General features: G+C 52.9%; 31 protein-coding genes. 21 read left to right on the top strand and 10 right to left on the bottom strand.

Annotation, left to right across the window (positions count from 1 at the left end; all coding sequences use genetic code 11):
• Window positions 1-78: 78 nt before the first annotated feature.
• Window positions 79-660, top strand: coding sequence for a YajG family lipoprotein (locus F3F93_RS04135; protein WP_176957911.1), 582 nt, complete (start codon window positions 79-81; stop codon window positions 658-660).
• 140 nt (window positions 661-800) lie between these two features.
• On the opposite strand, the gene F3F93_RS12590 is transcribed toward F3F93_RS04135, so the two are convergent.
• Entirely contained in the window at window positions 801-2174 is a 1374-nt protein-coding gene (locus F3F93_RS12590; protein WP_176957912.1) for an OmpA family protein, read from the bottom strand.
• A 118-nt stretch (window positions 2175-2292) separates the two neighbouring features.
• On the opposite strand from F3F93_RS12590, the gene F3F93_RS04145 reads away from it, so the two are divergent.
• From F3F93_RS04145 to F3F93_RS04175, 7 genes are all read left to right on the top strand, one after another.
• Window positions 2293-2805, top strand: coding sequence for a hypothetical protein (locus tag F3F93_RS04145; protein ID WP_176957913.1), 513 nt, complete (start codon window positions 2293-2295; stop codon window positions 2803-2805).
• A 2-nt stretch (window positions 2806-2807) separates the two neighbouring features.
• On the top strand, window positions 2808-3032 hold the full coding sequence (locus tag F3F93_RS04150; RefSeq protein ID WP_176957914.1) for a lipopolysaccharide assembly protein LapA domain-containing protein: 225 nt from the start codon (window positions 2808-2810) through the stop codon (window positions 3030-3032).
• Entirely contained in the window at window positions 3007-3294 is a 288-nt protein-coding gene (locus F3F93_RS04155; RefSeq protein WP_176957915.1) for a hypothetical protein, read from the top strand. The genes F3F93_RS04150 and F3F93_RS04155 overlap by 26 nt, the downstream gene beginning before the upstream one ends.
• Window positions 3281-4117 (top strand): mechanosensitive ion channel, encoded by an 837-nt coding sequence (locus F3F93_RS04160; RefSeq protein WP_176957916.1) that lies wholly within the window; start codon window positions 3281-3283, stop codon window positions 4115-4117. Before F3F93_RS04155 ends, F3F93_RS04160 begins: the two co-directional genes overlap by 14 nt.
• 34 nt (window positions 4118-4151) lie before the next feature.
• Window positions 4152-4706 carry a sigma-70 family RNA polymerase sigma factor gene (locus F3F93_RS04165; protein WP_176957917.1) on the top strand — a complete coding sequence of 185 codons (555 nt, stop codon included), beginning with the start codon at window positions 4152-4154 and terminating at the stop codon, window positions 4704-4706.
• A 12-nt stretch (window positions 4707-4718) separates the two neighbouring features.
• The gene (locus tag F3F93_RS04170) at window positions 4719-5906 is read left to right on the top strand and encodes a cation:proton antiporter (protein WP_176957918.1); all 1188 of its coding nucleotides are present in this window, start codon (window positions 4719-4721) and stop codon (window positions 5904-5906) included.
• 163 nt (window positions 5907-6069) lie between these two features.
• Window positions 6070-6639 carry a porin family protein gene (locus F3F93_RS04175; RefSeq protein WP_176957919.1) on the top strand — a complete coding sequence of 190 codons (570 nt, stop codon included), beginning with the start codon at window positions 6070-6072 and terminating at the stop codon, window positions 6637-6639.
• Window positions 6640-6753: 114 nt separating this feature from the next.
• Here the strand turns inward: F3F93_RS04175 and F3F93_RS04180 are convergent, their stop codons facing one another.
• Both F3F93_RS04180 and F3F93_RS04185 read right to left on the bottom strand, forming a co-directional pair.
• A complete protein-coding gene (locus tag F3F93_RS04180; protein WP_176957920.1) occupies window positions 6754-7413 on the bottom strand; it encodes a YceH family protein in 660 nt (219 codons plus the stop codon).
• Window positions 7414-7457: 44 nt separating this feature from the next.
• On the bottom strand, window positions 7458-8360 hold the full coding sequence (locus F3F93_RS04185; RefSeq protein ID WP_176957921.1) for a pseudouridine synthase: 903 nt from the start codon (window positions 8358-8360) through the stop codon (window positions 7458-7460).
• A 131-nt stretch (window positions 8361-8491) separates the two neighbouring features.
• On the opposite strand from F3F93_RS04185, the gene F3F93_RS04190 reads away from it, so the two are divergent.
• The 9 genes from F3F93_RS04190 to rho all read left to right on the top strand — a co-directional run bounded on the left by F3F93_RS04190 (window position 8492) and on the right by rho (window position 19034).
• Window positions 8492-9358, top strand: coding sequence for a shikimate dehydrogenase (locus F3F93_RS04190; RefSeq protein ID WP_176957922.1), 867 nt, complete (start codon window positions 8492-8494; stop codon window positions 9356-9358).
• The gene (gene pilB, locus F3F93_RS04195) at window positions 9358-11055 is read left to right on the top strand and encodes a type IV-A pilus assembly ATPase PilB (RefSeq protein WP_176957923.1); all 1698 of its coding nucleotides are present in this window, start codon (window positions 9358-9360) and stop codon (window positions 11053-11055) included. Before F3F93_RS04190 ends, pilB begins: the two co-directional genes overlap by 1 nt.
• Window positions 11055-12248: a type II secretion system F family protein gene (locus F3F93_RS04200; protein WP_176957924.1), complete on the top strand. Its 1194-nt coding sequence runs from the start codon at window positions 11055-11057 to the stop codon at window positions 12246-12248. The genes pilB and F3F93_RS04200 overlap by 1 nt, the downstream gene beginning before the upstream one ends.
• 75 nt (window positions 12249-12323) lie before the next feature.
• Entirely contained in the window at window positions 12324-13886 is a 1563-nt protein-coding gene (locus F3F93_RS04205) for an ATP-binding protein (RefSeq protein ID WP_176957925.1), read from the top strand.
• Window positions 13879-15243, top strand: coding sequence for a sigma-54 dependent transcriptional regulator (locus F3F93_RS04210; protein ID WP_176957926.1), 1365 nt, complete (start codon window positions 13879-13881; stop codon window positions 15241-15243). The genes F3F93_RS04205 and F3F93_RS04210 overlap by 8 nt, the downstream gene beginning before the upstream one ends.
• Window positions 15240-16010, top strand: a complete 771-nt coding sequence (locus tag F3F93_RS04215; protein WP_176957927.1) for a prepilin peptidase — start codon at window positions 15240-15242, stop codon at window positions 16008-16010. The genes F3F93_RS04210 and F3F93_RS04215 overlap by 4 nt, the downstream gene beginning before the upstream one ends.
• Window positions 16007-16606 carry a dephospho-CoA kinase gene (coaE, locus tag F3F93_RS04220; RefSeq protein WP_176957928.1) on the top strand — a complete coding sequence of 200 codons (600 nt, stop codon included), beginning with the start codon at window positions 16007-16009 and terminating at the stop codon, window positions 16604-16606. The genes F3F93_RS04215 and coaE overlap by 4 nt, the downstream gene beginning before the upstream one ends.
• 23 nt (window positions 16607-16629) lie before the next feature.
• On the top strand, window positions 16630-16995 hold the full coding sequence (locus tag F3F93_RS04225) for a thermonuclease family protein (RefSeq protein ID WP_176957929.1): 366 nt from the start codon (window positions 16630-16632) through the stop codon (window positions 16993-16995).
• Window positions 16996-17762: 767 nt separating this feature from the next.
• Entirely contained in the window at window positions 17763-19034 is a 1272-nt protein-coding gene (gene rho / locus F3F93_RS04230) for a transcription termination factor Rho (protein WP_241696984.1), read from the top strand.
• Between the two features lie 64 nt (window positions 19035-19098).
• Here rho and F3F93_RS04235 read toward each other — a convergent pair whose 3' ends face one another.
• The 6 genes from F3F93_RS04235 to F3F93_RS04260 all read right to left on the bottom strand — a co-directional run bounded on the left by F3F93_RS04235 (window position 19099) and on the right by F3F93_RS04260 (window position 22779).
• Window positions 19099-19725 (bottom strand): pyrimidine 5'-nucleotidase, encoded by a 627-nt coding sequence (locus F3F93_RS04235; RefSeq protein WP_176957931.1) that lies wholly within the window; start codon window positions 19723-19725, stop codon window positions 19099-19101.
• A 5-nt stretch (window positions 19726-19730) separates the two neighbouring features.
• Window positions 19731-20039: a DUF6172 family protein gene (locus tag F3F93_RS04240; RefSeq protein ID WP_176957932.1), complete on the bottom strand. Its 309-nt coding sequence runs from the start codon at window positions 20037-20039 to the stop codon at window positions 19731-19733.
• Window positions 20040-20238: 199 nt separating this feature from the next.
• Window positions 20239-21126, bottom strand: coding sequence for a hypothetical protein (locus F3F93_RS04245; protein WP_176957933.1), 888 nt, complete (start codon window positions 21124-21126; stop codon window positions 20239-20241).
• 34 nt (window positions 21127-21160) lie between these two features.
• Complete coding sequence (locus F3F93_RS04250) at window positions 21161-21328, bottom strand: YqaE/Pmp3 family membrane protein (protein ID WP_176957934.1); 168 nt, start codon at window positions 21326-21328, stop codon at window positions 21161-21163.
• Between the two features lie 22 nt (window positions 21329-21350).
• On the bottom strand, window positions 21351-22406 hold the full coding sequence (locus tag F3F93_RS04255) for a PA2778 family cysteine peptidase (protein ID WP_241696962.1): 1056 nt from the start codon (window positions 22404-22406) through the stop codon (window positions 21351-21353).
• Entirely contained in the window at window positions 22372-22779 is a 408-nt protein-coding gene (locus F3F93_RS04260; RefSeq protein WP_176957935.1) for a PA2779 family protein, read from the bottom strand. The genes F3F93_RS04255 and F3F93_RS04260 overlap by 35 nt, the downstream gene beginning before the upstream one ends.
• 80 nt (window positions 22780-22859) lie before the next feature.
• Between F3F93_RS04260 and F3F93_RS04265 the strand changes: the two genes are divergently transcribed.
• Window positions 22860-23813: an SDR family oxidoreductase gene (locus F3F93_RS04265; RefSeq protein ID WP_347239194.1), complete on the top strand. Its 954-nt coding sequence runs from the start codon at window positions 22860-22862 to the stop codon at window positions 23811-23813.
• A 54-nt stretch (window positions 23814-23867) separates the two neighbouring features.
• A complete protein-coding gene (locus F3F93_RS04270) occupies window positions 23868-24257 on the top strand; it encodes a rhodanese-like domain-containing protein (protein ID WP_176957936.1) in 390 nt (129 codons plus the stop codon).
• 78 nt (window positions 24258-24335) lie between these two features.
• Here the strand turns inward: F3F93_RS04270 and F3F93_RS12595 are convergent, their stop codons facing one another.
• A complete protein-coding gene (locus F3F93_RS12595) occupies window positions 24336-24464 on the bottom strand; it encodes a hypothetical protein (RefSeq protein WP_277816505.1) in 129 nt (42 codons plus the stop codon).
• A gap of 144 nt (window positions 24465-24608) precedes the next feature.
• Here F3F93_RS12595 and F3F93_RS04275 point away from each other — a divergent pair, with 144 nt between their 5' ends.
• Window positions 24609-25001: a metallopeptidase family protein gene (locus tag F3F93_RS04275; RefSeq protein ID WP_176957937.1), complete on the top strand. Its 393-nt coding sequence runs from the start codon at window positions 24609-24611 to the stop codon at window positions 24999-25001.
• Window positions 24998-25912 (top strand): AAA family ATPase, encoded by a 915-nt coding sequence (locus tag F3F93_RS12720; protein ID WP_176957938.1) that lies wholly within the window; start codon window positions 24998-25000, stop codon window positions 25910-25912. The genes F3F93_RS04275 and F3F93_RS12720 overlap by 4 nt, the downstream gene beginning before the upstream one ends.
• The last annotated feature ends 19 nt before the right edge of the window (window positions 25913-25931 follow it).

Genomic DNA, 25931 nt, shown 5'->3' on the forward strand with positions numbered 1-25931 from the left:
GAAAGCAGACGTTGAACAGAAGCGTACAACAGGCCACGCAGGAGGAAGCTTCGGCCTGGCAAAACAGAGGAGAGTTACATGTATTATATGAAAAGCGCAGCGATAGTAATCATGCTTCTGGCAGTGCCAGCAGCAGTAAGTGCAGGTGAAATCAAAACGGAGATTTTCTACCCGAGCGCCATAACCGCTATTGCAGAAAGTGCCGGCGAAATCGGATTATGGGTTGAGGATGGCAGGGCGGAAAAAGTGCTCGGCCGGGCAGTGGACGGGGAGTACCTTGTTCCAGCTTCCGATATCGCAACCTCACTCTATGCCCACATGGCTTCATCCCTGAAAGAGGGTGGCTACCGGGTTGTTCCCTATAGCAGCGAGATGGCCAATGGCTTGCTGATTCGCATCCACGCCATCAACTATGCAGCCACAAGGGAGATGATCAAAAGCAAGGTGGAGGTGAAAGTGGCACTTGAGGCAAAAATGAATGTTTCCACCATCTCCCGCACCTACCGCGCCAGTGTTGAAGAGCAGTTTGCCCTGAGCCCGTCCGGCAAAGAGAACGGCACTATTATCGGCAGTGCTCTGACCACAGCGGCTGCATCAGTGCTGGCCGATATTCAACTGACCAACGCGACTCAGCCTGAAGGCGAAAACGCCGAGCATTAAATACGATCAGTAGAACTGTTTGACACTGACTGATTGACAGTCTGGATGAGCAGAAACAGAAGAGGCTGCGATTTCTCGCAGCCTCTTTTTTTAGCTGTACAGTTCTACTGCACTGCTCCAGAGGGTCTTCTAGCTTTACCTTATGGGTTGGTCGGAATCGGTGGTGCAATCAGTACGATATCGATACGCCTGTTCTTGCTGCGCCCCTCTGCCTTTTCATTGTTGGCAATTGGACGCTCTTCACCGAGGCCTGCGGATGTAATGGTGCGGCTATTCTCAGCAAAGCGGGCATCGAGATACTCCTTTACGGTGATAGCGCGGCGCTCTGAGAGGTGCTGATTATATTCATCATCGCCCATCGCATCGGTATGACCTTCGACGCGAACGGTGCGGTCACCAAACAGATCGATCGCTTTGCTGGCTACCTCCAGAAGGTCATAGGAGGTGGCCGGAATAATGGCACTGCCACTGGGGAACCTCATCGCTTTCATACGGATGATCACATCGGCATCGGTGGTCAGGAACAGCTCCACCTGTGCCGGATCGAACAGGCTTGCAAGCTGCATGATTTTGGCTTCTGCTTCACGCTTCTGCTGCAGCTTGAAACGTGCCTGACCAAGACTGGTGCGTGTATCATCAAGCTCTGAGAGATTGCCCTGTAGTATGTTGATCTGCTCATGGGCATCAGCCAGTTGCTGGTCATAGCTGGCACGCATCTGATCAATGGAACCGGTAATCAGTCTGATGCGCTCCTCATGGCTGCCTGCAGAGCCAAGATTAAGTTTGAGATGACCTGCGATGGTTGCCAGATCATGGTCGCGGTTATATAGCCAGCCCTCAACATCGCCGGGATTCTTGTGCAGCTTTTGTCCAAGCAGGCCGATATGCTGTGCTGTGCGGGCAGATTCAATACTGTTTTTACTCTCATTTATCAGCTGACCACGAGCGGCAGGATTACTGCTGACCAGCCGCTCCACCTTTTTAAGGCCGGCATTAGCTTTCGTGTAGTTCTGGGGCGCATATTTACTAGCCTCATCTTTTCGTGCTTCGGCAATGGCTTTAGCGATTGGCCGGGTAAGCTGTTCGCGTGCAGCTACAACTTCAGCCTGATAGGTAAGAAGCTCAGCATTTTCAGCCTCTTTTCTGGCGCGCCGGATATCACCGGATTCCACTGCAGCAACAACGCGACTAAAAGCCTGTTCAGCGCGTTCTGCCAGGTCCCTGCGTACATCGATGGCGCCCGATGCATGCATGCGGTCACGAGATTCGATCAGTTTGGCAAAGCTGCGGCTCATGAGCAGGCTGTTGGTAATAGCCTGCCGCGCCTGAATATCTGCCTCCTCACCAGCGTTGTTGTTATAGGCTGTTTTTGCTGCGCTGTAGGTTGCAGGAGAAAGCTCCTGGGCACGCACTGCCTCAGCCTCCTGCAGAAGCTTGGATTCATCCGCTGATGCACTCATTGGTGCCAGTACAAGAGCGGCTATAAACAGGCCGTTAGTTACATATTTAAACATCTCGTTCTCCTTATAAATATTGCCTTTGATTAGACGTCGGGTTGCGTGATTAAGTCACAAAAAAATAGATGTAGAATCGTATGTGACTTTTTTACAAGGGAGGGCGTCCTATTAACTAATGGTAACCGATCAAATGATGATACAGCGATCTCAGAGTAGTGATGTCAACAGCTTGGTAGCAAAGCTGGAGATGGTGCTGTGCGAAGAGCTCAGCGCAGGAACTGCTTCAGTAAAGAAGCTCGCCAATGGTATTGTGCATATTGTGATTCAGGGGGAGCTGCTGTTTTTTGCTGGCGATGACGCCAGGCTTAGCCCGGCAGGCAAGGCTCTCCTGAGCAAGTTTGCTCCTCTCTTGCGGGCACTTGAAACCGGTCAGAAGGTGCATGTGCGCTGTTATGACAGCAGGGGTGCCGGGTTGAAGGGCAGACAGGCCTTCGTTGAGTGCTGGAAGTCGACGGGATGGTGCTCATCCCACGTAGTGCGATACTTTCTCTGGGAGCATCAGCTCTACTTCCTCGATTTTCGTGCAGAAGGCCACTCGCGAGCAGAGCCACTTGTGCCTCACGATGCGCTTCTGGCAAAACTGAACAGGCGAATCGAGATTTGTATTGAACCTGCCGGAGGTATATAACGATGAGAATCAGACTGTTGATCGTTGTACTGGCAGTAACGCTTCTGTTTGTGTTGCAGAACAGTCAGATAGTTCGTGTACGGCTGCTCTGGTGGTCTGCGGATGTGATGGCGCTGCTGCTCATGCTGTTGATGTTGTCAGTGGGCTTTTTGTTAGGCTATGGCGTGCACTACTGGTTACAGCATCGCCACCGGCGCAACTATGAGAAAAAAATATGGACGCAGTGAGGATATAGCAATGGGGCATCGTACAGAACCCGGTCAGGATCCGCTGGCAAGCTTGCTGGCGATCTCGCCGGAAGCGGATAGTCAGGCAGAAAAGAGTGTAGAGAGGGCTGTTCATGCGGCACATCGACACGTCAGCACACATGACATTCTAAGTTTAATGCTGGTCAATCTGTGGCAGGTGCTGGCACAGATGCTGGCGCCGCTGTTTCTGATAAAACAACAAAAACTCAAAGAGAAGGGAGATAACAATGGAAAATCTTGAAACGGTCGCGCAGATGGTACTTGATCCGATGCAGATGTTATGGGGAAAGATCACGTCGATGATGCCGAATATCTTTGCTGCTCTGCTGATGCTGGTTGCCGGTTACCTGCTGGCACGCGTCGTCGGTTTTATGGCGCGCAAGTTTGCCGAAAAACTTGGTGTGGACAGTCTGGCAGATCGACTGAATATCCATCATAGCCTGAACAATATGAATGTGAAAAAGCCGGTGTCAGAGCTGTTCGGCATGCTGGTGTTCCTCTTCATTGTAGTGGCGTTCCTGCTTTCAGCCGTCGAGACACTCGGTTTTGACAGGGTATCCTCCTCTATAGATCAACTGCTGCTCTATCTGCCTAAAGTGCTTGGCGCGGCAATGGTGTTGATGGTCGGTCTGTTTATTGCTGATTTTGTGCGTACTGGCGTGCGAAATGCTGCAGAAGGGGTAGGGCTGGAGTATGCGCCCGCACTCTCCAAGGTGACCTTTGGTCTGATTGTTGTCGTTGTGGTGATGCTGGCTGTAGACCAGCTTGAGATTGAGCTGTTTCTGCTCAATGAGCTGATCGGCATTATCCTTGTCTCTGTGGGTGTGGCTGTGGCCCTTTCTCTGGGATTGGGTTCTCGTGACCTCTCTCGTCAGATTGTATCCGGCGTCTATGTACGTGATATCTATCGTTCTGGTGAAACCATTGAGTTTGCCGGTTTTACCGGCAAGTTGATTGAGGTGGGGACGGTAAAATCGGTGATGCAGCTGGAGAATGGCTCTCAGGTCTCTTTTTCCAACGAGGAGCTTCTGCATCAGACCGTTGTGATACACCCGGAGAAATAGGGGTTCCGTGTCCCTTGAGGACATGGATATCTTCATGAATAGTCATATTGAGGCAGAATCCTTGCCCGATGAGGAGCTCGTTCGTCTGGCAAGAGAGCAGCTTCCCTACCGGACAGGGGCATATGAGCAGCTGATGCGCAGGCATCGGAGCAAACTCTATTATCTCTGCTTGAGGATCACCCGCCATGTCGAGGATGCTGAGGATGTTGTTCAGGATGTGATGCTGAAGGTATTTCATGGTCTGAAGGGATTCTCCGAGCAGGCCAGATTCTCAACCTGGCTCTACACTGTTGCCAGCAATGCCTGCCTTGACCATCTGCGTAAAAGTGCAGCCCGTAATCGCCATACTGGTTATATGGATGAGGCCAATGAGCCTTATTATCTGGCTTGTAGCGATGATAAAATCCTGGCAGAAAAAGCGCTGGCTAGTCTCAGTGATCGAGATCGCACCATGATGGCACTCTACTACACCGTGGGCATGACTCTCGATGAGATTGCCACGGTGATGGGTATGAAGCTCAGCGCAGCTAAAATGTGCCACTACAGGGCGATTGAGAAGTTGCGCAAGCGTTTTGGCGCCAAGAGGTAGGAGGGGAAAGTTATGCATATGGATCCGATTATGCCTGCGCTTGTTGCCAGTATCGTTGCCATACTCGCCGTCGGTCTGGTTTTTCACGCGCTGCGTCAACCCAATGTGATTGCCTATCTCGTGGCCGGCATCTTTCTCGGACCGTCTGTGCTCGGCATGATCAGCGACCAGCAGATACTTGATCGACTGGGGCAGTTTGGTGTGGTGATGCTGATGTTCTTTATCGGCATGGAGGTCTCACCACAGAAGATGGTGTCTAAGTGGCAGGTGGCCCTGCTGGGAACATGCTTGCAGATTGGAGTCAGCACATCTCTGATTGCATTGATTGGCTACTTCTTTGATTGGCCTCTGGTGCTCTGCGTTTTGCTGGGGTTTATTGTTTCGCTCAGTAGTACGGCTGTAGTTTTGAACCTGCTACAGGCGCGCAACGAGCTGGATACGACGCATGGGCAAAATGCATTGAACGTATTGCTGGCACAGGATATCGCGGTCATTCCGATGCTTATTATTATCAGCATGCTCAGTGGCGAGCAAATCTCCAGTGGTGAAATGATGTTGCAGATGGTTGGTGGTGCCATGTTAATCGGGCTGTGCACCTGGATCGTGATTCGCCCGGATTTCCGTATCCCCCTGATCGGCAAGGCTGTGAAAAAGGATCATGAGTTTCAGGTGTTCGGCGCCTTGCTGCTCTGCTTTGGGCTGGCATTGATCACCGGCCTGTTTTCACTCTCATCTGCACTTGGCGCATTTGTGGCCGGTATGGTGGTCTCTGCAGCCAAAGAGGCGAAATGGGTGCATCAAAGTCTGGAGCCGTTCAAGACGGTGTTCGTGGCACTCTTTTTCGTATCAGTCGGCATGCTGGTCGATGTCGGGTTTATTGTGGAGAACTGGGGCAAGGTAGTGTTGCTAGCGCTGATTGTCCTGATCCTGAATACAGCGATTAACGCATCTGTGTTCCGCTTGCTTGGCGAAAGCTGGGGCGACAGTGTGTATACGGGCTCCATACTCGCACAGATAGGCGAATTCAGCTTTATTCTTGCCGCAGTGGGTGTCTCTTCTGCGGTCATTTCACAGGCGGATTATCAGCTGGCTGTTGCCGTTATCGTCGTTTCTCTTCTTGCTTCGCCATTTTTTATCGCACACATGAGAAAGTATGCAAGCTGCTCACAGGGTGAAACGCAGAGCATCAATGGGCCGTAAAATTGAGGTAGGGCAATCCAGGTGTTTTGTTGATCGTGATACAGTTCTGCTTGCGGCCCCCTGCTCTTTTAAGGGTATTCATAATGGGTCAATATTACTCTCGCACAGCTATACAAACATGTCTGCGCCCATAGAGTGCGCTTCAAATTTTGGAGGTGCAAGAATGAAGAAGATTGCTTTAATTGCTGCAGCACTACTCTCGATGCAGGCAACTGCTGCGGTTGCTAATGATATAAAGCCTTATGCAGGTGTTGGTCTGGGACTGTTTGAACTTGATCCGGGTCAGAATAAGAAAGCCGTTTTTGGTGGTTTTGGTTTTGCTGGCGCAAGCTTCCATGAATACTTTGCTGCCGAATTTCGTGCTGGTCTGACAGGCCCCCATGAACGTGAAGAGCTGGGCCCTTTGACAGAAACCTTCCAGGTAAACTGGTTTGTTTCGGCACTGGCCAAACCGAAGATTGAGGTTGCTGATGGTCTGGAATTTTACGGGCTGCTCGGTGCCACCAGCATCAGCACCAGCATTACACCACTTAACTCCGTCATTGAAAGGTCTGTGACCAAAACAGCCCTCACCTTTGGCCTGGGCGGCAACTACTTTATCACTGATAACATGAGTGTTGGCGCTGAGTGGGTGCGCTACTCATCCAATGCCAACGCTGCGACAAAGAATGGTGCAAGCTTCAACGGTCTGGATGTGAACGGCTTTACCGGCACATTTGCCTATCACTTCTAAGTAGCAAACGTTGGTGAGTTAGTCATCACCCTTTGCCGGGTGTCTTTCTGAACCTTGTAAAGCACAAGCAAAGGGAGGCTCAATGAGCCTCCCTTTTTTCTGGGGCAGCTGGGGTTATAGAAAGGTAGAACTATTCCCCTCTTTCAATCTCCTGATCTCCTCATCTAAGCGGGCGACGGTCTCTTCGAGCCGGGTGATGCGCTCCAATGCATCATTGGTAAGTGAGGGTGATGCGGGAGCGGCTGTTCTGACAGGCGGGGTTTCGATATCCGGAGTACCGCACAACAGGTGCGTATATCGATCTTCGCGCTGACCTGGGGCTCTGGGGATTTGGATCACCAGCGGCTCGTCTCTGGCCATTAAGCTCTGAAGTGTCTTCTGAATCTCTTCATGATCGGCGAATTCGGCCATGCGGCTGGTGTTAACCTTGATCTCATTGAGCGTGTGTGAGCCGCGCAGCAGCATCACACATATAATGGAACGCTCTTTCGATGACAGGTGCAGTTTACGTGAGAGAAACTGCTCGTAGCGGTCGGCACGGGCCAGTGTGTTGGCGGTGATCAGGCCATCATGGCGCAGTTCATTGATGACAGAGCCGACCTGTTGAGGGGAGAGGTTCATCACCGGATTGCGGCTGCTCTTCTGATTGCATGCGGCAACCAGTGCATTGAGCGTGAGCGGATAGTAATCGGGTGTGGTCATCTGCTTTTCCATCAGGCTTCCCAGCACGCGGGCCTGTAAAGCATTCAGCATCGCCTCTTCCTGTTCGCTCATGGCATCACCTCTGTTTTCGAGTGTTTGAAGACTAACTGTTATCTTTACCACTGTAATTGAAATTTGCTTTCAAAGTTGAGTCTGTTGCCGGCTATTGGATCTGTGAATGAGAGCCTTTTGGCCAGCAGTTGCAGTGGATCGTCGTAACTGGGCGGATCAGAGGGCGGCTGAAAGTCCGGGTAGAGGCGATCACCGACAATAACTGAACCGATCAACCCCAGATGCAGACGCAGCTGATGGGTTTTGCCGGTGATGGGTTTAAGTTCGAAACGAGCCAGTTTATCTCTTGTCTCCAGCAGTCGAATCTCAGAGCGGGCATTGATCTCCCCCTCCATATTTCTGAAGCGTAACCAGGGCTCGCCGCGCTCAATGCGACTCTGAATATGCCAGGGGCTTTGCTCAGGGTGGTCCGGCGTGCTGGCAATTGCCTCGTAGGATTTGTCGATGTTGCCGAGGCGGAAGAGATCAAAGTAGGGGGCACGCTGTTTCTCATCGACAGTGAACAGAACTAGGCCGGCCGTTTCGCGATCCAGCCGGTGCACAGGCACAAGATGTTGCAGGCCGGTGCTTCGCTTGAGCCGGTGCAGCAGGCACTCGTTGACGTATGATCCGCCGGGAGTCACGGGCAGAAAGTGTGGTTTGTCAGCTATCAGAATATGCTCATTGCGAAACAGTATCGATTCGTGGAAGGGGATCGGGTGTTCAGTGACCACTTCGCGAAAATACTGTAGTCGTGCGTTGACTCGGTATGGGGTGGTTTCGTTGACAGGTTGCCCGGAATCATCGCATATTTTTCCGCTCTGCAAGCGATGCAGCCAGACATCCCGGCCGACACGCGGGAAACGGTGATCAAAAAAATCGAGCAGGCTGGGATAGGGGAGAGGCACATTCGGCAGTGTGACGAATGATGGTGTGGGTGAAGTGCTTTGCTGATTATTGTCGGGCATAAGTGCTTAATAGTGCAAAAGCAGGAACAAAAGCGCCAGAAGTTAGCCGTTGCAGATCAGCGCAGAGAGCAGGTTCCCTTTGACACACTCGATTACAATTCCTAAGCTGACGATGCATGAAAACTGACGCAATGACAAAGATTTATGGCATCATCGGCTGGCCAGTGAAACATTCGCTTTCACCGGTTTTTCAGTCCACTTTCCTTGAGCAGCAGCAGATCAATGCGGCTTACCTCCCTTTTGCAGTGGCACCTGAATTGCTCGAGCAGGCGATGCAGGGCATGCTGGCTCTGGGTATTGAGGGGTTTAATGTGACTGTTCCGCATAAAGAGTCGGTGTTTCAGATGGTCTCTGCTGATGAGGATGCCAGGCTGATTGGTGCGGTGAACAGCGTGCGCCGTGGCTCTGCTGGCTGGGAGGCGACCAATACCGATTGGCGTGGCTTTAAAGCGGTGGTTGAAGGACTTGCGATTCCTGTGGCCGGAAAAAAGGCGCTGCTGTTTGGTGCCGGTGGTACCGCTCGTGCTGTTCTGCATGCTCTGGCTACTCTTGAACTTGAAACCGTCTATATCTGCAATCGAAATCCTGAGCGGCTGGCCAATTTTGTTGCCTTTGCCCGCTCCAGCTATCCGTCGCTGAATTGTGAGCCTGTGAGATGGCAGCAGGATGCGGTTGCAGATGCCTGTGCAGAGGCGGCTCTGCTGGTGAATACCACGACGGTCGGTCTGGCATCAGATCAACAATTTCCATTTGCGCTTTGCGGGGCTGGGGCAGCTATCGATGCTGTTTACAAACCTGACGGTGACACAGCCTTCTGCAAGGCTGCTGCAGTCAGTCGGAGTGCAGTGGATGGCCTGCCGATGCTGATTGCTCAGGGTGCGGAATCCTTTGCCTGGTGGCACGACTGTGCACGTCCCGATTGCAGCAGTGCACTGAGAAATATCGAGCAGCAGCTTGGCCGAACTGCGGTGCAGCTGCCCGGCTGGCAGGGCTGCTGATGAGCCGCTCAAGACTGGGTGATATTCTGCTGCGTCAGCAGCGCATCACGCGTGATCAACTTGATCAGGTGCAACGTGAGGCCAAACTCAATGGTGATACACTTACCCTGCAGCTGGTGAAGCAGGGTATCTTTACAGAAGAGCAGCTGGTCGCTTTTGTGGCCCGTTCATTTGGTTGTCCGATTGTTGATCTGAGCAAGGTTGAGGTTAATGCGGAAACTTCCAAAGTGCCGTTTGATATCCTGCGAAAAAACATGGCGCTGCCGCTTAAGCATGAAGGCAATATGCTCAGGCTGGCTGTGGCGGACCCCTACGATATCAATGCCCTGGATGAGATCGCGTTTGTTAGCGGTAAACAGGTTGATGTTGTCATTGCCGCCGAGAGTGAACTGATCAAGAAGCTGGATGAACTGGGTGATTCTGACTCCCATCTTCAGGATGTTATGGCTGATCTGGGTGCGATGGACGTCGAGGTTGTCGAAGCTATCGATGAGGATGTCGATACCTTGAGCCTCTCCGCCAAGACTGAGGCTGCACCCGTTGTGCGACTGATTAATCTGGTACTGCTTGACGCGATTAAACGTGGCGCATCGGATATTCATCTTGAGCCTTATGAGAAGGTGCTGCGGGTGCGTTATCGCATTGATGGCGTACTGCATGAGATTATGCGCCCACGCATGAATATGCGCGATGCGATGATTTCACGGCTGAAAATTCTTGCCCGACTTGATATCTCCGAACGGCGTCTGCCGCAGGACGGGCGCATTAAATTAAGACTATCACGTGCTAAAACGGTCGATTTCCGTGTCTCTGTTCTGCCCACCCTGTTTGGTGAGAAGGTGGTGCTGCGTCTGCTCGACCCCTCCAGTCTGCAGCTGGATATGACCAAACTGGGTTATGGGCCACAGGCACTGGGCTGGCTGAAAGAGACTATCAGCCGTCCCTACGGCATGGTGCTGGTGACCGGGCCAACCGGATCGGGTAAAACCGTGAGTCTCTATTCGGCGGTTGCCGAATTGAATCAGCCGGGTGTCAATATCTCCACCGCTGAGGATCCGGTGGAGTTCAACTTCATGGGTATCAATCAGGTAAATGTGAATGCCGATATCGGTCTCGACTTTCCGGCGGCCCTGCGCTCGTTTCTGCGTCAGGATCCCGATATTATTCTCATTGGTGAGATTCGTGATTACGAGACCGCCGCCATTGGCATCAAAGCAGCGCTGACCGGCCATCTGGTACTGGCCACGTTGCATACCAATGATGCCCCCTCTACCATGACACGACTGGTGAATATGGGGGTGGAGTCATTTCTGGTCGGTTCTGCTGTGAATCTGGTCTCTGCGCAACGACTTGCCCGCCGTATCTGTCCCGATTGTAAAACCGAAGAGGTTATTCCGGCATCAGCCTTGCTGGAGGCGGGGGTGAGTGAGGCCGATGTACCCTCATTCAGGCCGATGCATGGTGCCGGTTGTCCGACCTGTAGCGGTACAGGTTACAAAGGGCGAACGGGTATCTATCAGGTGATGCCGATTTTTGATGAAATTCGCGAGGCGGTGTATGCTGGTCAGAATTCGAACCAGATTAATGAGATTGCAGTGGCCAAAGGCGTGAAAACGTTGCGTATGGAGGCTCTGGAAAAAGTGAAGGCCGGAGAGATCTCCCTTGAGGAGTGTCTCAGGGTGACGGTGGCAGATTGATGGCTGTATTTGTTTGGCAGGGAAAAAACAGACAGGGCGTTCCACAGAGTGGTGAGATGGAGGCCAATAACCGTGAAATCGTTTCAGCTACGCTACGACGGCAGGGGCTGGCCGGCATCAAGGTTAAGAAAAAACCGATTGAGATTAACCTGTTTCCCGAGAAGGTGGATGAGAAGGATATCTCTATCTTCTTTCGCCAGCTCTCCACGATGATTAATGCTGGTCTGCCGCTGGTGCAGTGCTTCGAGATGGCCGAGAAGGGCTCTGAAAAAAAAGCGCTGAACAAGCTGCTTAGGGATGTGCGCCAGAACCTTGAGGGCGGTAACCCTCTGGGCGAAACGATGCGTAAATTTCCCAAAGAGTTTGATCGCCTGACCTGTGCTCTGATTGAGGCGGGTGAGCAGGGCGGTATTCTTGACTCGATTCTGCTCAGGCTCTGCACCTATAAAGAGAAGGCGCTCAGTCTGAAACGAAAAATCAAGTCGGCGATGGTATACCCTGTCGCCATTCTGGTGGTTTCGTTTATTGTAACCTCAATTTTGATGATCTTTGTGATCCCTATTTTTAGTGAGATGTTTGCCGACTTTGGTGCGGAGTTGCCTGCCCCGACCCAGATTGCCATGGCGATATCAGATATCTTTGTCGAGTTCTGGTATGTGATTCTGTTTGCACCGATTTTACTGGTGTTTGCCATTAAAGCGATCTACAAAACCCCTGCCGGACACTATCAGATGGATAAACTTCTGCTCTCACTGCCTGTTCTGGGTGACGTGCTGCGCAAGGCTTCTGTAGCCCGATTCTGCCGCACATTCTCGACACTGGCGGCTGCCGGTGTACCGATTCTCGATGCTCTGGATACGGTGGCCGAAACCTCCGGTAATGTGGTGATCGAAGAGGTGATCCTCGCCTCCAAAGAGTCGATCTCCCAAGGTCAGACGTTAACCGCACCACTGGAGGCCAGTGGCGTATTTCCTGTCATGGTGACCCAGATGATCTCAATCGGTGAGCAGACCGGTAGCCTTGAAGAGATGCTGGGCAAGATTGCTGATTTCTACGAGGAGGAGGTGGATACTGCCGTGGAGAATATGCAGCAGTTGATGGAGCCCATGATTATGGCATTTCTCGGCGTGGTGATTGGCGGGCTGGTGATTGCGATGTATCTGCCCATCTTCCAGATGGCCTCCATCGTTTAACCTGAAAAGGCCATGCGCTGGCATCATTCAACTCACAGTAATCTGGCAGCATGAGAAAAGGCTGCTGATCTACCCATGTCACTGATCTATTTCAGAGTGTTGGCCGGAGCCATCATCTCTCTGATTATTGCTACCTGGTTTTATGATGATGCCGGAGCCCTTCACAAGCAGATGCTGCTCTTTTGTGGTGTGCTGTTTCTTGTTCTGCTGGTTGTTCAGGCTGTTCTGACCTATAGCCATGTGGCTCTGCGCAACCAGTATCTGATCGGTTATGGCTCAGATGCCCTGCTTGCAGGGGGGCTGATCTTTGTCACCGGTGGTGTGGCCAGTCCATTCGCGTTCCTTTCTGGTCTTATCATTATCGCCTCCGGCCTGCACGCCATGCGCCTGCTGCCGCAACTGGTTGCTGTGATTGCCTGTATCAGCTATCTGGCTGCAGTCAATGGTGATGCCTGGCTGGCTGATCAGCATTTGCTCGACTTTCAACAGTCACTCAAAACACTGCTACAGGTCTCCGCACTGCTGCTGGTTGGTGGTGTCATGGCCTACATATCCAGACGCCATGCTGCGCTTAGTGCCACCAGCGATCATGCGGTGCGCCGCCATCGCCAGCTAAAGGATCTCTATGATCGGGTAATGCAGTCGATGCATGAGGGGATGGTGGTGCTTGATGAGGGGCTGCAGCTCTCCGATATGAACGGGGCTGCTGAACGGTTACTCGGCTCTCTGAAATTGGAGGCCCTGTTAGCTGCCTCTGAACTTAAAAGCTATTTTGAGCAGCCAAATCACAGTTCATATCAGTGTGACTATGTCTTTGATGATAAGGTGCTATTGGTGCGGGTCACCCGCCTAGAGGCGGGAGCGGATGCGACCTGGCTGTTGACGCTGGTTGATATCAGTGAGGTTCGCAAACTGGAGGGGGAGCTCATGCAGCAGGAGAAGATGGCCGCTCTGGGGCAGATGGCGGCCATGCTGGCACATGAGATACGAAATCCGATTCAGACGATGGCACAGGGGCTGGAGTTTATCGGTATGGATGCAGAGAGGGATATCAATATCAAACATATCATGCATGATGAGATGCTGCGCCTGAACAGGCTGGTCTCGACGATGCTTGAGTACTCCAAACCGCTGCGTCCTGTACCGGTTTCGGTTGCAGTTGCCGAGCTTATAGAAGCAGCTGTAAAGCAGGTTGAGATGGGTGGTGCTGAACATGTGCACTGGCAGTGTGATGCCGGTCGTCTGCAGCTGGATCCTGACCATTTTAGATTGCTTCTGGACAATCTGCTCTCCAACGCACTGGCCAACAGGGATGAGCATGGTGAGGTTCGTATAGAGATGCATGCCAGCGGCATGCGATGGAACCTTAAGGTCTGCAATCCCGGCATGGTTGCAGATGAGGTGAAAAGCAGATTGTTCGAACCGTTTGTCAGTGGCCGCTCCCGTGGCGTTGGTCTGGGGCTGGCGACGGTTCAGCAGGTGTGCCGGGCCAATAGCTGGTTGATTGATGTAATGAGCAGCGACGGGATGACCTGTTTTAACGTCACCTGTTTAAGCAGTGATTTTATTGTGCCAGAGCGTGACTCCGGAGATGGTGAAGGTCAGAAACAGATAAGCGTGGAGGAAACTGATGGCTGATATTTTGTTGGTTGAAGATGAAGCCAACGCCAGGCAGATCCTTACGCTGGGGTTGAGCCTTCAGGGTCATCAGGTGAGCGGCTGTGGTTCTGTGGAAGAGGCGCAGAGGCTGATGCATAGTCAGGTGTTTGATGTGGTGTTGACTGACCTGCGCATGGATGGGCGTGATGCTGGCCTTGAGGTAATTCGTATGGGGCGAGAGCTGCAGCCGGATGCCCGTATACTGCTGCTTACCGCTTATGCCAGTGCCGATACAGCTGTAGCGGCTATGAAAGAGGGAGCCTTCGACTATCTGACCAAGCCGGTTTCGGCGGAGGAGCTGGCAGCGGCTGTAGAGAGGGCGCTGGCTGATAGTGCCGAAGCAGCGCCTGTTGAACAGAAGAGTGAGGTTGCCAACGGCAAACATGAGATGCTTATCGGGGTCTCTGAGGCGATGAAGCGGGTGCGCTCCAGACTTGGACGGGCGGCACTATCGGATTTTACAGTGTTGATCAGTGGTGAGTCGGGAACCGGCAAGGAGCTTGCCGCAAGGTATGTGCATGCTTCATCAACACGAGCCCATGAAGCGTTTGTTCCTGTGCATTGCGGAGCTATTCCTGACGGACTGTTTGAGTCGGAGCTGTTCGGCCACCGCAAAGGTGCATTTACCGGTGCCGATTATGATCGCAATGGACTTATTGAGGCGGCCAATGGTGGCACGCTCTTTCTCGATGAGGTGGGTGAGATGCCATTGGCAGTGCAGGTGAAGCTGCTGCGTGTGCTGCAGGAGCGTTCTGTGCGCCGCGTTGGTGATGATCATGAGCACGCCGTTGATCTGCGCATTATTGCGGCTACCAATCGCGATCTTGAGGCTGAGGTGCGCAAGGGTGATTTTAGAGAGGATCTCTTTTTCCGGCTCAATGTGGTGCCGGTGCATATGCCGCCGCTGCGTCAGCGCAGCGAGGATATTCCCGAACTTGCAAAAGCGATTGTCCGGCAGTGGAGCGGGGGGCGCTCCAGACTGAGTGAAAGCTGCCTGAGCCGACTCTGTGAGCTCCCCTTTATGGGCAATGTGCGCGAGCTGGAGAACCTGTTGCAGCGCATGCTCGCACTCTCTGAAAGTGGTGATCTGGATGCTGCCCTGCTTAATGAACTCTATGCCGTTAAACAGCTTGAAGCCGAGGTTTCACTGTCGCGCCTACAGGAGCAGAAGATCGATCTCGATAGCTGGCTGGAGACGATGGAGCGGCAGCTGATAGAAGAGGCTGTGAGCAAAACCGGCGGTAATATTACCCGCGCAGCAGAGGAGCTTGGTATCAGCTTCCGCTCGATGCGCTACCGATTGAAAAAACTTGGTCTATCCGGAGCCGAAGAGTGACGCTGTTTATTATCACTGCTTCTCTGTTAGGGCTGATCTTTGGCAGTTTTGCCAATGTCTGTGTGCACCGGATTCCGCGCCGCGAGTCGATTGCCTTTCCTGCCAGCCACTGCCCTGCCTGTGACCATCCGATAGCGCTAAGTGATAATGTGCCACTGCTCTCATGGCTGCTGCTTAAAGGTGCCTGCCGCCACTGCGCTTCACCGATCTCATGGCGCTACCCGCTGCTGGAGTTGCTGATGGGGGTAAGCTGGGGAGGGCTGGCATGGCTTTATGGCCCCATACCCATACTGCTGGTTGCCATTACGCTGTTTTTCCTGCTCTGGATTCTGACCCTGATTGATCTTGAGACAGGGCTATTGCCCAATGCACTCACCTTTCCCGGTATCGCACTGGGGCTTCTTTTTTCATGGTGGATCGGTGACTGGCAGGCGGCGCTGATCGGAGCTTTGGTCGGTTACTGGCTGTTCTGGCTGGTGGCTCGCCTGTTCCTGCTGATCACCGGACGCGAGGGAATGGGCTATGGCGATTTCAAGCTGTTGGCCATGCTAGGCGCTTTTATGGGCTGGCAGGCGCTGCCATTTATCATTCTCACATCATCCGTAACCGGGGTGGTGATCGGCTCGATCTTTCTACTGCTTTCCAGACGTGGCATGCGCGCAGAGATCCCTTTCGGCCCCTATCTGGCAGTGGCGGGCATGATCTGGTTTGTTGCCGGTGCTGACATTCTCAACTGGTATGCAGGCCTGATTGGTATGAAGCTGTGACAAGGCCGATCGCTATTGGTCTTACCGGCGGTATCGGCAGCGGCAAAAGCAGTGCTGCAACGGTGTTCGAATCGCTTGGCGTGCCGGTATTGGATCTGGATCGGGTAGGGCATGAACTGGTTGCTCCCGGTTCGGACGGGTTGCATCAACTCATCCAGGCTTTTGGCAAAAGCATGCTCAATCGCGATGGCTCTCTCAATCGCGCAGCCCTTGCCGCCCACTGTTTTGGCAGTGCTGAGGAGACAGCACGATTGAACGCCTTGATGCACCCGTTGATCTGGCAGGCGGAGGCGCTCTGGCTTGATCAGCAGCAGGCAGATTATGTGATTATCGAGGCTTCGGTGCTGCTTGAGTCCGGAGGGGCAGGGCGCATGCATGGTGTGATTGTTGTGCTTGCTGATGAGTCCCTGCGCCTGCAAAGGGTGCTGGCTCGGGGTGATCGTGATGAGAAGGCTTTTGTCACCATTGTGGCGCGCCAGTGCAGTGATGCGAGGCGCAGGGCAGAGGCGAACTGGCTGATTGAGAACAACGGCTCCCTTGCCGAGCTGCAGCAGCAGGTGGTCGCACTGCACCGGAAGATATCTGCTACACTGTAAACAAAACAGCGCTGGAGATTGCCATGTCACAGATCAGACCTACACCCTTTCACTACCATGCCAGAGTCACCTCTGTTTATGATGGTGATACCTGCACCGTCGATATTGATCTCGGGCTTGGGATCTGGAAACATGGGGAGAAGCTGCGCCTGCATCGTATCAATGCCCCGGAGCTGCGTGGTGATGAACGGGCTGAAGGTTTGATCGCCAGGGATCGTTTACGAGAACTGATCGACGGCAAAGTGATTCTGGTTGAGACCCTGAAGGATAAAAAAGGCAAATATGGCCGCTACCTGGCTGAAATCTGGCTTGCCACTGAAGATGGTGCGTGGAGAAACATCAATGATCAACTGGTGCTGGAGAGAGTGGCTGAGTACAAAGCCTACTAGTGCTGTCAACGACAGGGCTGATTTGGAGCAGTAGCATCAACGGCGAAATTTGTCTTTCAGGCATTGGCTTAAAGGGGCTGTTGCAGTTGCTTGCTATAGGGTAGGCTCTCAGGGTTGACACAGGAAGCATGCGCATTTAGCAATGCATCCGTTGCCGGCCTTCTCCGGCGTTCCGGTTATCTGAAACGATTTGTCACCAATCAGCAATTCAATGAAGACGTCTCAGCCCTGTGTTTGACCCGTCTCTTCATCTGGAGTAACTCATGTCTAATGAAATCGAAGCACCACAGGAAGTGGGAACTTCTGAGGTAAAATCCTCAGAGGAGAACCCTCGCCGTCGTGGCAGGCCACGCAAGGTTGCAGTTGAAGTGGTCGCTCCGGCCAATGCTCCTGAGCCTAAAGTGGCCAAGGCCAAATCAGCACCGTCTAAAGCGAAGACTGCAGCGGTAAAAGCTGAGGCCACACCTTCTGAATCTGCGCCTGTGAACGCTGAAACTACCAAGAGAGAGGCCGCACCTGCAAAGGCTGAGCCTGCAGCGGAAGTGAAATCCCAGCGACGTGGCAGACCACGTAAGGATGAGGCAAAACCTGCTGAGACTGAGTCCAGGGGTGAAGAGGCACCTGTTGGCAACAGAACGACTGAGTCCACCAGAGAAGAGCAGCATGAGCATGGCAAACGACCACGCTGGAAGAAGGGTGACCGCAATAACAATAACGGTAACAAACGCCCGCGTCGTGATGATGGTGAAGAGAAGATCTCCGATGAGATGGAAGGCGTTACAATTAACCTGAAAGAGATTTCAGCCAAAACACCTACCGAACTCCTCGAACTTGCCGATCAGTATGATATCGATAATGCCGCAGGTATGCGTAAGCAGGAGCAGGTCTCAGCCATTCTGCGTGCGCATGGCCTGCGTTCAGGCACCATCTACAGCGAGGGTGTGCTGGAGATTCTGCCCGATGGTTTCGGTTTCCTGCGCTCCCCTGATGCCAACTACCTCTCAGGTCCGGATGATGTCTATGTCTCCACGCATCAGATTCGTCGCTTCTTCCTGCGTAAGGGTGATACCGTTGCCGGTGAGATTCGTGCCCCGCGCCGTGGTGAGAAATATTTTGCACTGAAAACGGTTGATACCACCAACGGTCAGTCTCCTGAACAGGCCCGTACCAAGGTGCTGTTTGATAACCTGACACCGCTCTATCCGAATGAGCGTCTGCATATGGAGATTGAGGATCCGACCCGTAAAGATATTACCGGTCGTATTATCGATATCGTATCTCCTATCGGTAAAGGACAGCGCGCCCTGCTGGTAGCACCACCACGTACCGGTAAAACAGTGATGATGCAGTCGATTGCCCACTCTATCGCGGCCAACCATCCTGAAGTGGAGCTGATTGTTCTGCTGATTGATGAGCGTCCTGAAGAGGTGACCGATATGAAACGCTCGGTGAAGGGTGAGGTTGTCTCCTCCACCTTTGATGAGCCGGCACAGCGTCATGTTCAGGTCTCCGAGATGGTGATTGAGAAGGCCAAGCGACTGGTTGAGACAGGTAAGGATGTTGTGATCCTGCTCGATTCGATCACCCGTCTGGCACGCGCCTATAACACGGTTGTACCATCCTCAGGCAAGATTCTTACCGGTGGTGTGGATGCCAATGCACTGCACAGGCCAAAACGTTTCTTCGGTGCTGCCCGAAATATCGAGGGTGGCGGCTCTCTGACCATTATTGCAACCGCACTGGTTGATACCGGCTCGAAGATGGATGAGGTGATCTTTGAGGAGTTCAAAGGCACCGGTAATATGGAGATCAAACTGGAGCGTAAGCTTACCGATAAGCGTGTGTTCCCATCGATTGATATCGCTCCATCCGGAACCCGTAAAGAGGAGCTGCTCACGCCGCGTGAAGATCTTCAGAAGGTATGGATTCTGCGCAAGATTCTCTCGCCAATGGGATCAATCGACGCGATGGAGTTCCTGCTCGATAAACTTGGCACGACTAAGAATAACGCTGAGTTCTTCGATCGCATGAATCAGTAGAATAGATTGGTTGAGAGACAACCTCTGTAATTAAAAAAGCCTCCGGTTCGCGCCGGGGGCTTTTTTATCTCTTAAGCGCTTCGGGAAGTTGATGGAAGTGGGGGATATGATAATCCCAGTGGCCATCGGGTTCGTGGGTGATCCATACGGTTTTGCAGCCCAGTTCACGGGCGACCTTGAGATTGTCCGCCATGTCATCGACCACTAACGTCCGATCAGGTGAAGCCCCTTCCGCTTTGATCAGCATCGCCAATGTCTCTTTGTTGGGTTTGGGTATGTAGTTGTTAAAACGGATGTCGTAGATCGCCGCAAAGTGATGGGCGATACCAAGCACATCAAGAATACGCTCGGCATGTTCAAGGATACCGTTGGTGTGGATCACCTTGCGTCCGGGCAGTCGTGCCAGTGCATCATCCAGCTCATAGTCAGCTTTAAGTATTTCATGGGCATCAATATCGTGCACATCGTGCAGAAAGGCCTCGGCCTCCATGCCGTGGTGCAGCATCATACCGCGCAGCGTGGTGCCGTACTCTTTCCAGTATTTCACCCGCAATCGATCCGCCTCTTGGGGATCAACCTCCAGCTCTTTGGCAACAAAGGCGGTCATGCGCTTGTCCATGCGTGCAAATACCCCGTTATCAGCGGCATAGAGTGTGTTGTCGAGATCAATAACTGCTAAATCAAATGGCATGGGTTTTAGTCGTCGGCAGCAGGTGAGTAGGGGGAGTCACTCCTGTGCGCAGGTTTGGCGAGGATTTCGATGTAGAGGGAGTCCAGCTGCCCGGCTTCGGCGGCATTGATCTGTTTGCCGATATCGGCCAGTTGAACGACCTCAGCCTCATCTGCTGTGGAGCCGAATTTGCAGTCGAAATCCCACTGATCATATCCCTCTGGCAGCTCTTTGAGGCGCTCACGTTTGATATATTTTTTGATGTCACAGCGGACAGCATCGATGAGTCTGGCATATTTGATTTTCGGATGGATTAATTTAAATACTTTTTTCATGGTTCCTCACGATGGCTGCAAAACTTTCAAGTCTGCAATCCTGACTGTTCATGGCAGTGACTGGGAAGTTAATTCTTTTGCGGTTGTGAACCTGTCGGTTGTCCTGCTTTCAACTGCCTGCGCTGGGTTTACACTCTTTCCGGCAGGTTGTGATAGCCGCTCATGACGATGATCTTAACCTTTGATTAGCTGGTGAGGTCTAGTTTAGTTCGGGCCTGAGCCTGTCGGTCAGGGATATTGTCATCTCATCCACTGTTCTGCTTTTGAACAGGGCCGTGAGTAACCAGAGCATAGCTAGCGGCAGCAGCAGAATCTGTACGATAAAGATAGTTAGATACGCGGTCATCAGATTAAGCAGGGAAGAGACAATATTTTCAGCATTCTCAACCATGTTTAAAAAAGCCTGCCGAGTTTTCTCTACTTTGTCTGTGGCACCGGCAGTCATTGAGGAGAGAAACCCCTGATTCTGTTCAGGCGCCATGCTGCTCATCTCATCATAGTTTTGAGAGACGATAGAGAGTTTCTGCATCGACTCATCCATGCCCTGCTGCAGCCAGTTGCTATATAGTGAATCACTGATCATCGCTGAAGCGGGCAGCATAAAACGCAGCAGTAGCAGGATCAGACTGAACTTTATCGCCAGCTGTAGAAGCGGCGTCACGGTTGCGCCACCCATCCAGAGCAGAGGGATAGCCAGCAGCAACAGGATGGCAATGGCTTTAAATGAGATGGCTTCACTGATCTCAAAGCCGAGCTTCTGGATGCCGAGTGAGGCGATGGCTGCAACCAGCACCGATGAGAGGCGCTCGGTCATATCATCAATCGGATCAAGAATCTGGCCGACAGCGATGGTGATGCCGACCCCGGCCGGAGCCAGTTCCAGATGTGACTCTTTGACCACAGAAACTACAGCATTCACACCGCGTGTGGTGGCATAAGCGATAGTGGCAGCTTTGATCGATTCGCTGAAGTAATCATCAGCAAGCCGGTCAACGCCGGGAAGTTTCACAAAGGATATGCCGTAGAACAGGGCGCTGGCCAGCAACAGCAACAGCGCGGTTCTCAGTTTAGGGCTGGAACCATTCATGGCATGAGCCCCGAAGGGCGGAGTAGAGGGATAATTATCCCTTCTGGTTGGTGGCAACCAGCCAGATAGCGTGGGCTACACCTGGCAGGAAGCCGAGCAGGGTCAGGATGATGTTAATGAAGAAATGTTTGGTTGCGCCAACCTGCAAAAACGCACCAACCGGTGGCAGGATAATTGAGAGGATGAGATTCAGGATGTTCATGTGCTACTCCGGTTATTCAGAATTATAGCAGCGCATTATCCTGATTCATCCGCTTATTGTCGACAGCGGCATTTGCAGAAGAGGGAAGTTTCCTTTTTAGCTCTGCTGCACGTATGCGAAGCACTTCTGATCGGGTCTGTTGGTAGAGTTGAGCGTCACCATCGAGTTGCACGGCCTGCTCAATGATTTGCATGGCCGCATCATACTGCCCCTGCTCAAGGCGCACCTGGGCAAGGTTATTCAGCTGTTCGGCAGCATTGGGGTGAATCTTTGCGGCGTGACTGAAAGCCGCCGCAGCCCCATCCAGATCCATCCTAGCATAACGCATATTACCCAGTCCCATCCATGCTGCCAGAGAGTCCGGCCAGCGTTTTGCTGCCGCTTCATAGGCTTTGAGCGCAGCATCAGCCTTGCCCTCCTGTTCAAGGTTTACGGCAGAGCGCAGATAGGATTGCTCCCGGGCACCGGCAGGTACACTTCCGGCTGCTGACACGACGATGGCCCATGAGCCACCTCTAACCCATGTGCGTTCAAAGGTGGAGAGTGGCATCCGGTAGTTCGGGGCATCACCTGAGTGCAGGGTGACCTGCTGCATATTAAGATCATAACCTGTTACCACAGCGTAGTGCCACTGCGGTGCTATCTTCAGACCAAGATTCTGCAGTACAATGACAGGATGACCGGCTTTGATCTCTTTGAAGATATCGACCAGCCGTGGCGCAAGAGGGTAGGCGAGAAGCCCGAAATGACGCGGCAGAGCCTGCATCTCAACCTGTAGCGAGCCCTGCTTGCCGGGAATGAAAAGCTGACGCCTCAGCGCATCAGGTGCGACCTCTACACCGGCGAAATTCATCGCCATAGCCAGCGATGCCGGACCACACTGATAATCAAGTTGCGGGAAAAACGGTACACCCTCCAGCTGGGAGGCGGCCGTGATTTCAGCCGGTTTTGCCTCTAACAGTGCTGCGCTCTGTTTTGCTGTGCAACCCGCAAGCAGAGTGATCAGGCAGACACCCGCCATCAGGCGGGTGAATGCTGCTCTGTTAATGGCCATGGCTGTGCACGAACGGATAGACATCTGTAAATCCAAGAATATCGGTGATCAGTAGTACCACAAAGATAAACAGGGCTGCACCGATGAGTGTGCCGACAATGCCTCCGGCAGGCAGCTGATCAATCTTTCCGGCCAGTAGCTCCACCTCCTGATCACTCAGGTGAGCCACACGGTTTACGGCATCATCAGCTGCAACGCCGTGAAGCTGTAGCTCCTGCTGCACCTCGGCACGATTGAGGAACGCAATTACCTTTTCACGCTGCTGACTGCTCTGCTGCTGCGCGATGATCTGATCTGTACTAACCATGGCGGCATGAGCCAGAGGGATTTGCATATTTAGACTAATCATCACTACCACCATCAGTGAGGTCACGCCCTTTTGGATGAGTCTGTTCATGAGTCACTCCTTGTTGCCCTGATTCGCGATCTTCTGCGACAGGCAGAGGTGGATGCTGGGAGCTTTGTCTTCCTGTTTCTGTGATCTGGCAAACAGTTCTACGCCTGATTAAGTCGTGGCTGTGGCCTCTGGAAGTGGTGCGATGTAAGCTGGCTGCCATGATGAAACCGGTAAAAGAGCTGCTGATTCTGGGTTGCGGGTATGTGGGTGAGCGACTGGCTCAGCAGTGCCTGCAACAGGGTATCTCGGTAACCGCTACGACCCGTAATGCTGAGCGTGCCACCCAACTTACCAGCTCAGGCGTGAAGGCTGTAGTGGCCGGATGCCCGTCTGATCTCTCCGACAGTTTGTTGGCATCGGTCGATGCTATCGTCGACTCGATTCCGTTGACCCGCAGTGAGCAGGGCATGAGCGCATCCCAAGCTCGGTGGTTGCCGGTGATTGCCTTGAAGGCGGCTCGCCTGAAATGGGCGGGTTACCTCTCTACAACAGGCGTTTATGGCGATGCCAATGGCAACTGGGTGGATGAGGCTTATGCATGTCATCCGACCAGTACGCGGGGCAGCCAGCGTTTGGTTGCCGAGCAGTGCTGGCTAACCTCCGGTCTGCCTGCCGAAGTGTTCAGAATTGCCGGTATCTACGGGCCTGAGCGCAATATCTTCGCTCGCCTGCAGGCAGGCGATTACAAAGCTGTGGCGTGGCAGCCACCACACTACTCCAGCCGCATTCATGTTGATGATATTGTGGCAGCAGTGATGGCGGCAATGCAGAAACCAAGGGCCGGGCGTATTGTTAATCTGGCCGATGATGAGCCGCTGCCGCATGCTGATTATGTTACTGCGTTGGCTCAGCTGATCGGCGCACCAGCACCGCAGCTGTTAAGTGAAGATGAGGGAGAGGCGCAGCTCTCAGCGATGGCACTGGAGTTTTTCCGTGATAACAAGCGTGTATCCAACCAGCTGTTGCATGCTGAGCTGTTGCCGCAATTGAAGTATCCATCATTCAGGGATGCAGTAGCTGATCTGCTTTGCTAAGCTGCTCTAAATTTTATTAGGCCTGTTCACAGGCCCCAACTCAGGAGATGAATCATGGCCAAGGGATTAATGGATTTTGCCGCCGAAGCGAGGCTGACGGTTAAAGAGGTCAGTACGGCGGATACGCAGGACTCTATCGCTGCAGGCGGTGTGCTGCTGCTGGATGTGCGTGAACCGGGTGAAGTGCGTGAAGGACATCTGCCGGGAGCGATCAATGTGCCGCGTGGTCTGCTGGAGGCCAAAGCCGATTTGAACTTCCCGCATCGTGAAGCGCAGCTGCAGGATAGGGATCAGGCAGTGATCGTCTACTGCGCCAGTGGTGTGCGTAGTCTGCTGGCAGCAGCCACCATGCAGCAGATGGGGTTTAGTAATGTGCAGTCGATGAGCGGTGGTTTTGCCGCCTGGAAGGCTGAAGGCAGAGATATTGCCGGCGAATCGTGGTAAATCTGTAAGTTTTCCTGTCGAAAACAAAAAAAGAGGCTGGGTTTCCGGCCTCTTTTTTTATGGATGATGAACGGCGTGTTATTTCATGAAGATCAGGCCGATCAGCATCAGAAACAGTAGAATGCCAATGCCGGAGAGAAACCAGACCATAGCACCGGAGCGTGTTGCAAAGTGATCCTGTTTTTCAAAAAACGATGAATGTGACATATCTCCTCCTTACCAGCTTGAGATAGGGTATAATCTGACGAAGCGCGGATGTTGAAGATGTGATCAGGCACACGAACAGGGTGGGAGGCAGGCGCTCCCTTGCAAGTGGCTCCTGTACAGGGACTTTTCTGCTACAGTTCCTGCATGGATGAAGAGACATTTCGAGCCATCGCCGAGGATATATTCAACGCCCTGCCTGCAGGTTTTCTCAAACTGATGCAGAACGTGGTGGTTGTGATCGAGGATTTTGCACCTGAGCAGCAACTTGTCGCGATGGATATTCGCTCCCCGTACCATCTGCTTGGCCTTTATGAGGGGCGTCCGATCACCGAGCGTGAGGCGGTTGATTCAGGGACGTTGCCCGATTTTATTCATCTCTACCGCATCCCTATTCTGGCTATGCAGCAGAGGAGTGGTGAAACGATTGAGGCCTGCATAAGTGATGTGCTGATTCATGAGATTGGTCACTATTTTGGCTTCAGTGATGCGCAGATGGAAGCCATTGAAGCTGAGCAGTGTGGCGGGAGGAAGATGTGAAAACTGGAGATGAGAAGATTAGAGCCCTTCAGGATCAGCTGGCATCGGTACTGGCGGGTAAGGATGATGCCATCAGAGAGCTGTTGATCACGCTGCTGGCAGGTGGTCATCTGCTTATTGAAGATGTTCCCGGTGTGGGTAAAACAACGCTGGCGCATGCTCTGGCCAATAGTCTGCAGAGTGATTTCGGACGTATCCAGTTTACTGCCGATCTGCTGCCTGCAGATATTGTTGGTGTGGAGATTTTCGATCCGCTCAAGCAGCAGTTTGTCTTTCATCCGGGAGCGGTTTTCAATCATATCGTGCTGGCTGATGAGATAAATCGCGCTACACCCAAGGCACAATCGGCACTGCTTGAGGCAATGGCTGAAGGGCAGGTGACTATTGAGCGGCAGACCCGTCAGCTACCGCAACCCTTCTTTGTTATCGCTACTCAGAATCCCCGCGAGCATATGGGCACCTTTCCGCTGCCTGAGTCACAGCTTGATCGCTTTTTTATGCGTATCTCTATCGGTTATCCCGATCGTGAAGCAGAGCGCAAGGTGCTGTTGGATGAGGCGGGACAGGGGCGTCTGTCCGGACTTAGGGCGGTTGCCGACTGGGATGATATCATGGCTGCACGTCAGGCCATTGCCGAACTTCATGTCTCCGAGCTGCTACTCGATTATCTGTTGAAACTGCTGCAGGAGAGTCGCAACGGCGAATGGCTGAAGCAGGGGATCAGCCCCCGTGCAGGGCACGATCTGATCAATGCCGCACGTGTTCAGGCCTGGCTGGCTGGTCAGAGCTATGTCACTGCGGCAGATATCCAGCGTGTCTGGTTACCCTGCCTTGCGCATCGTGTTGTGGCTGTTGGTGATAGCCGCGAGGCCCTGATCGCGCTGTTGGAAAGTGTGGCTGTTCCGGCCTGAGCAATCTAAACAGGATATT

This window comes from Mariprofundus sp. KV (assembly GCF_013387475.1).
In the GTDB taxonomy this organism is placed as follows: domain Bacteria; phylum Pseudomonadota; class Zetaproteobacteria; order Mariprofundales; family Mariprofundaceae; genus Mariprofundus.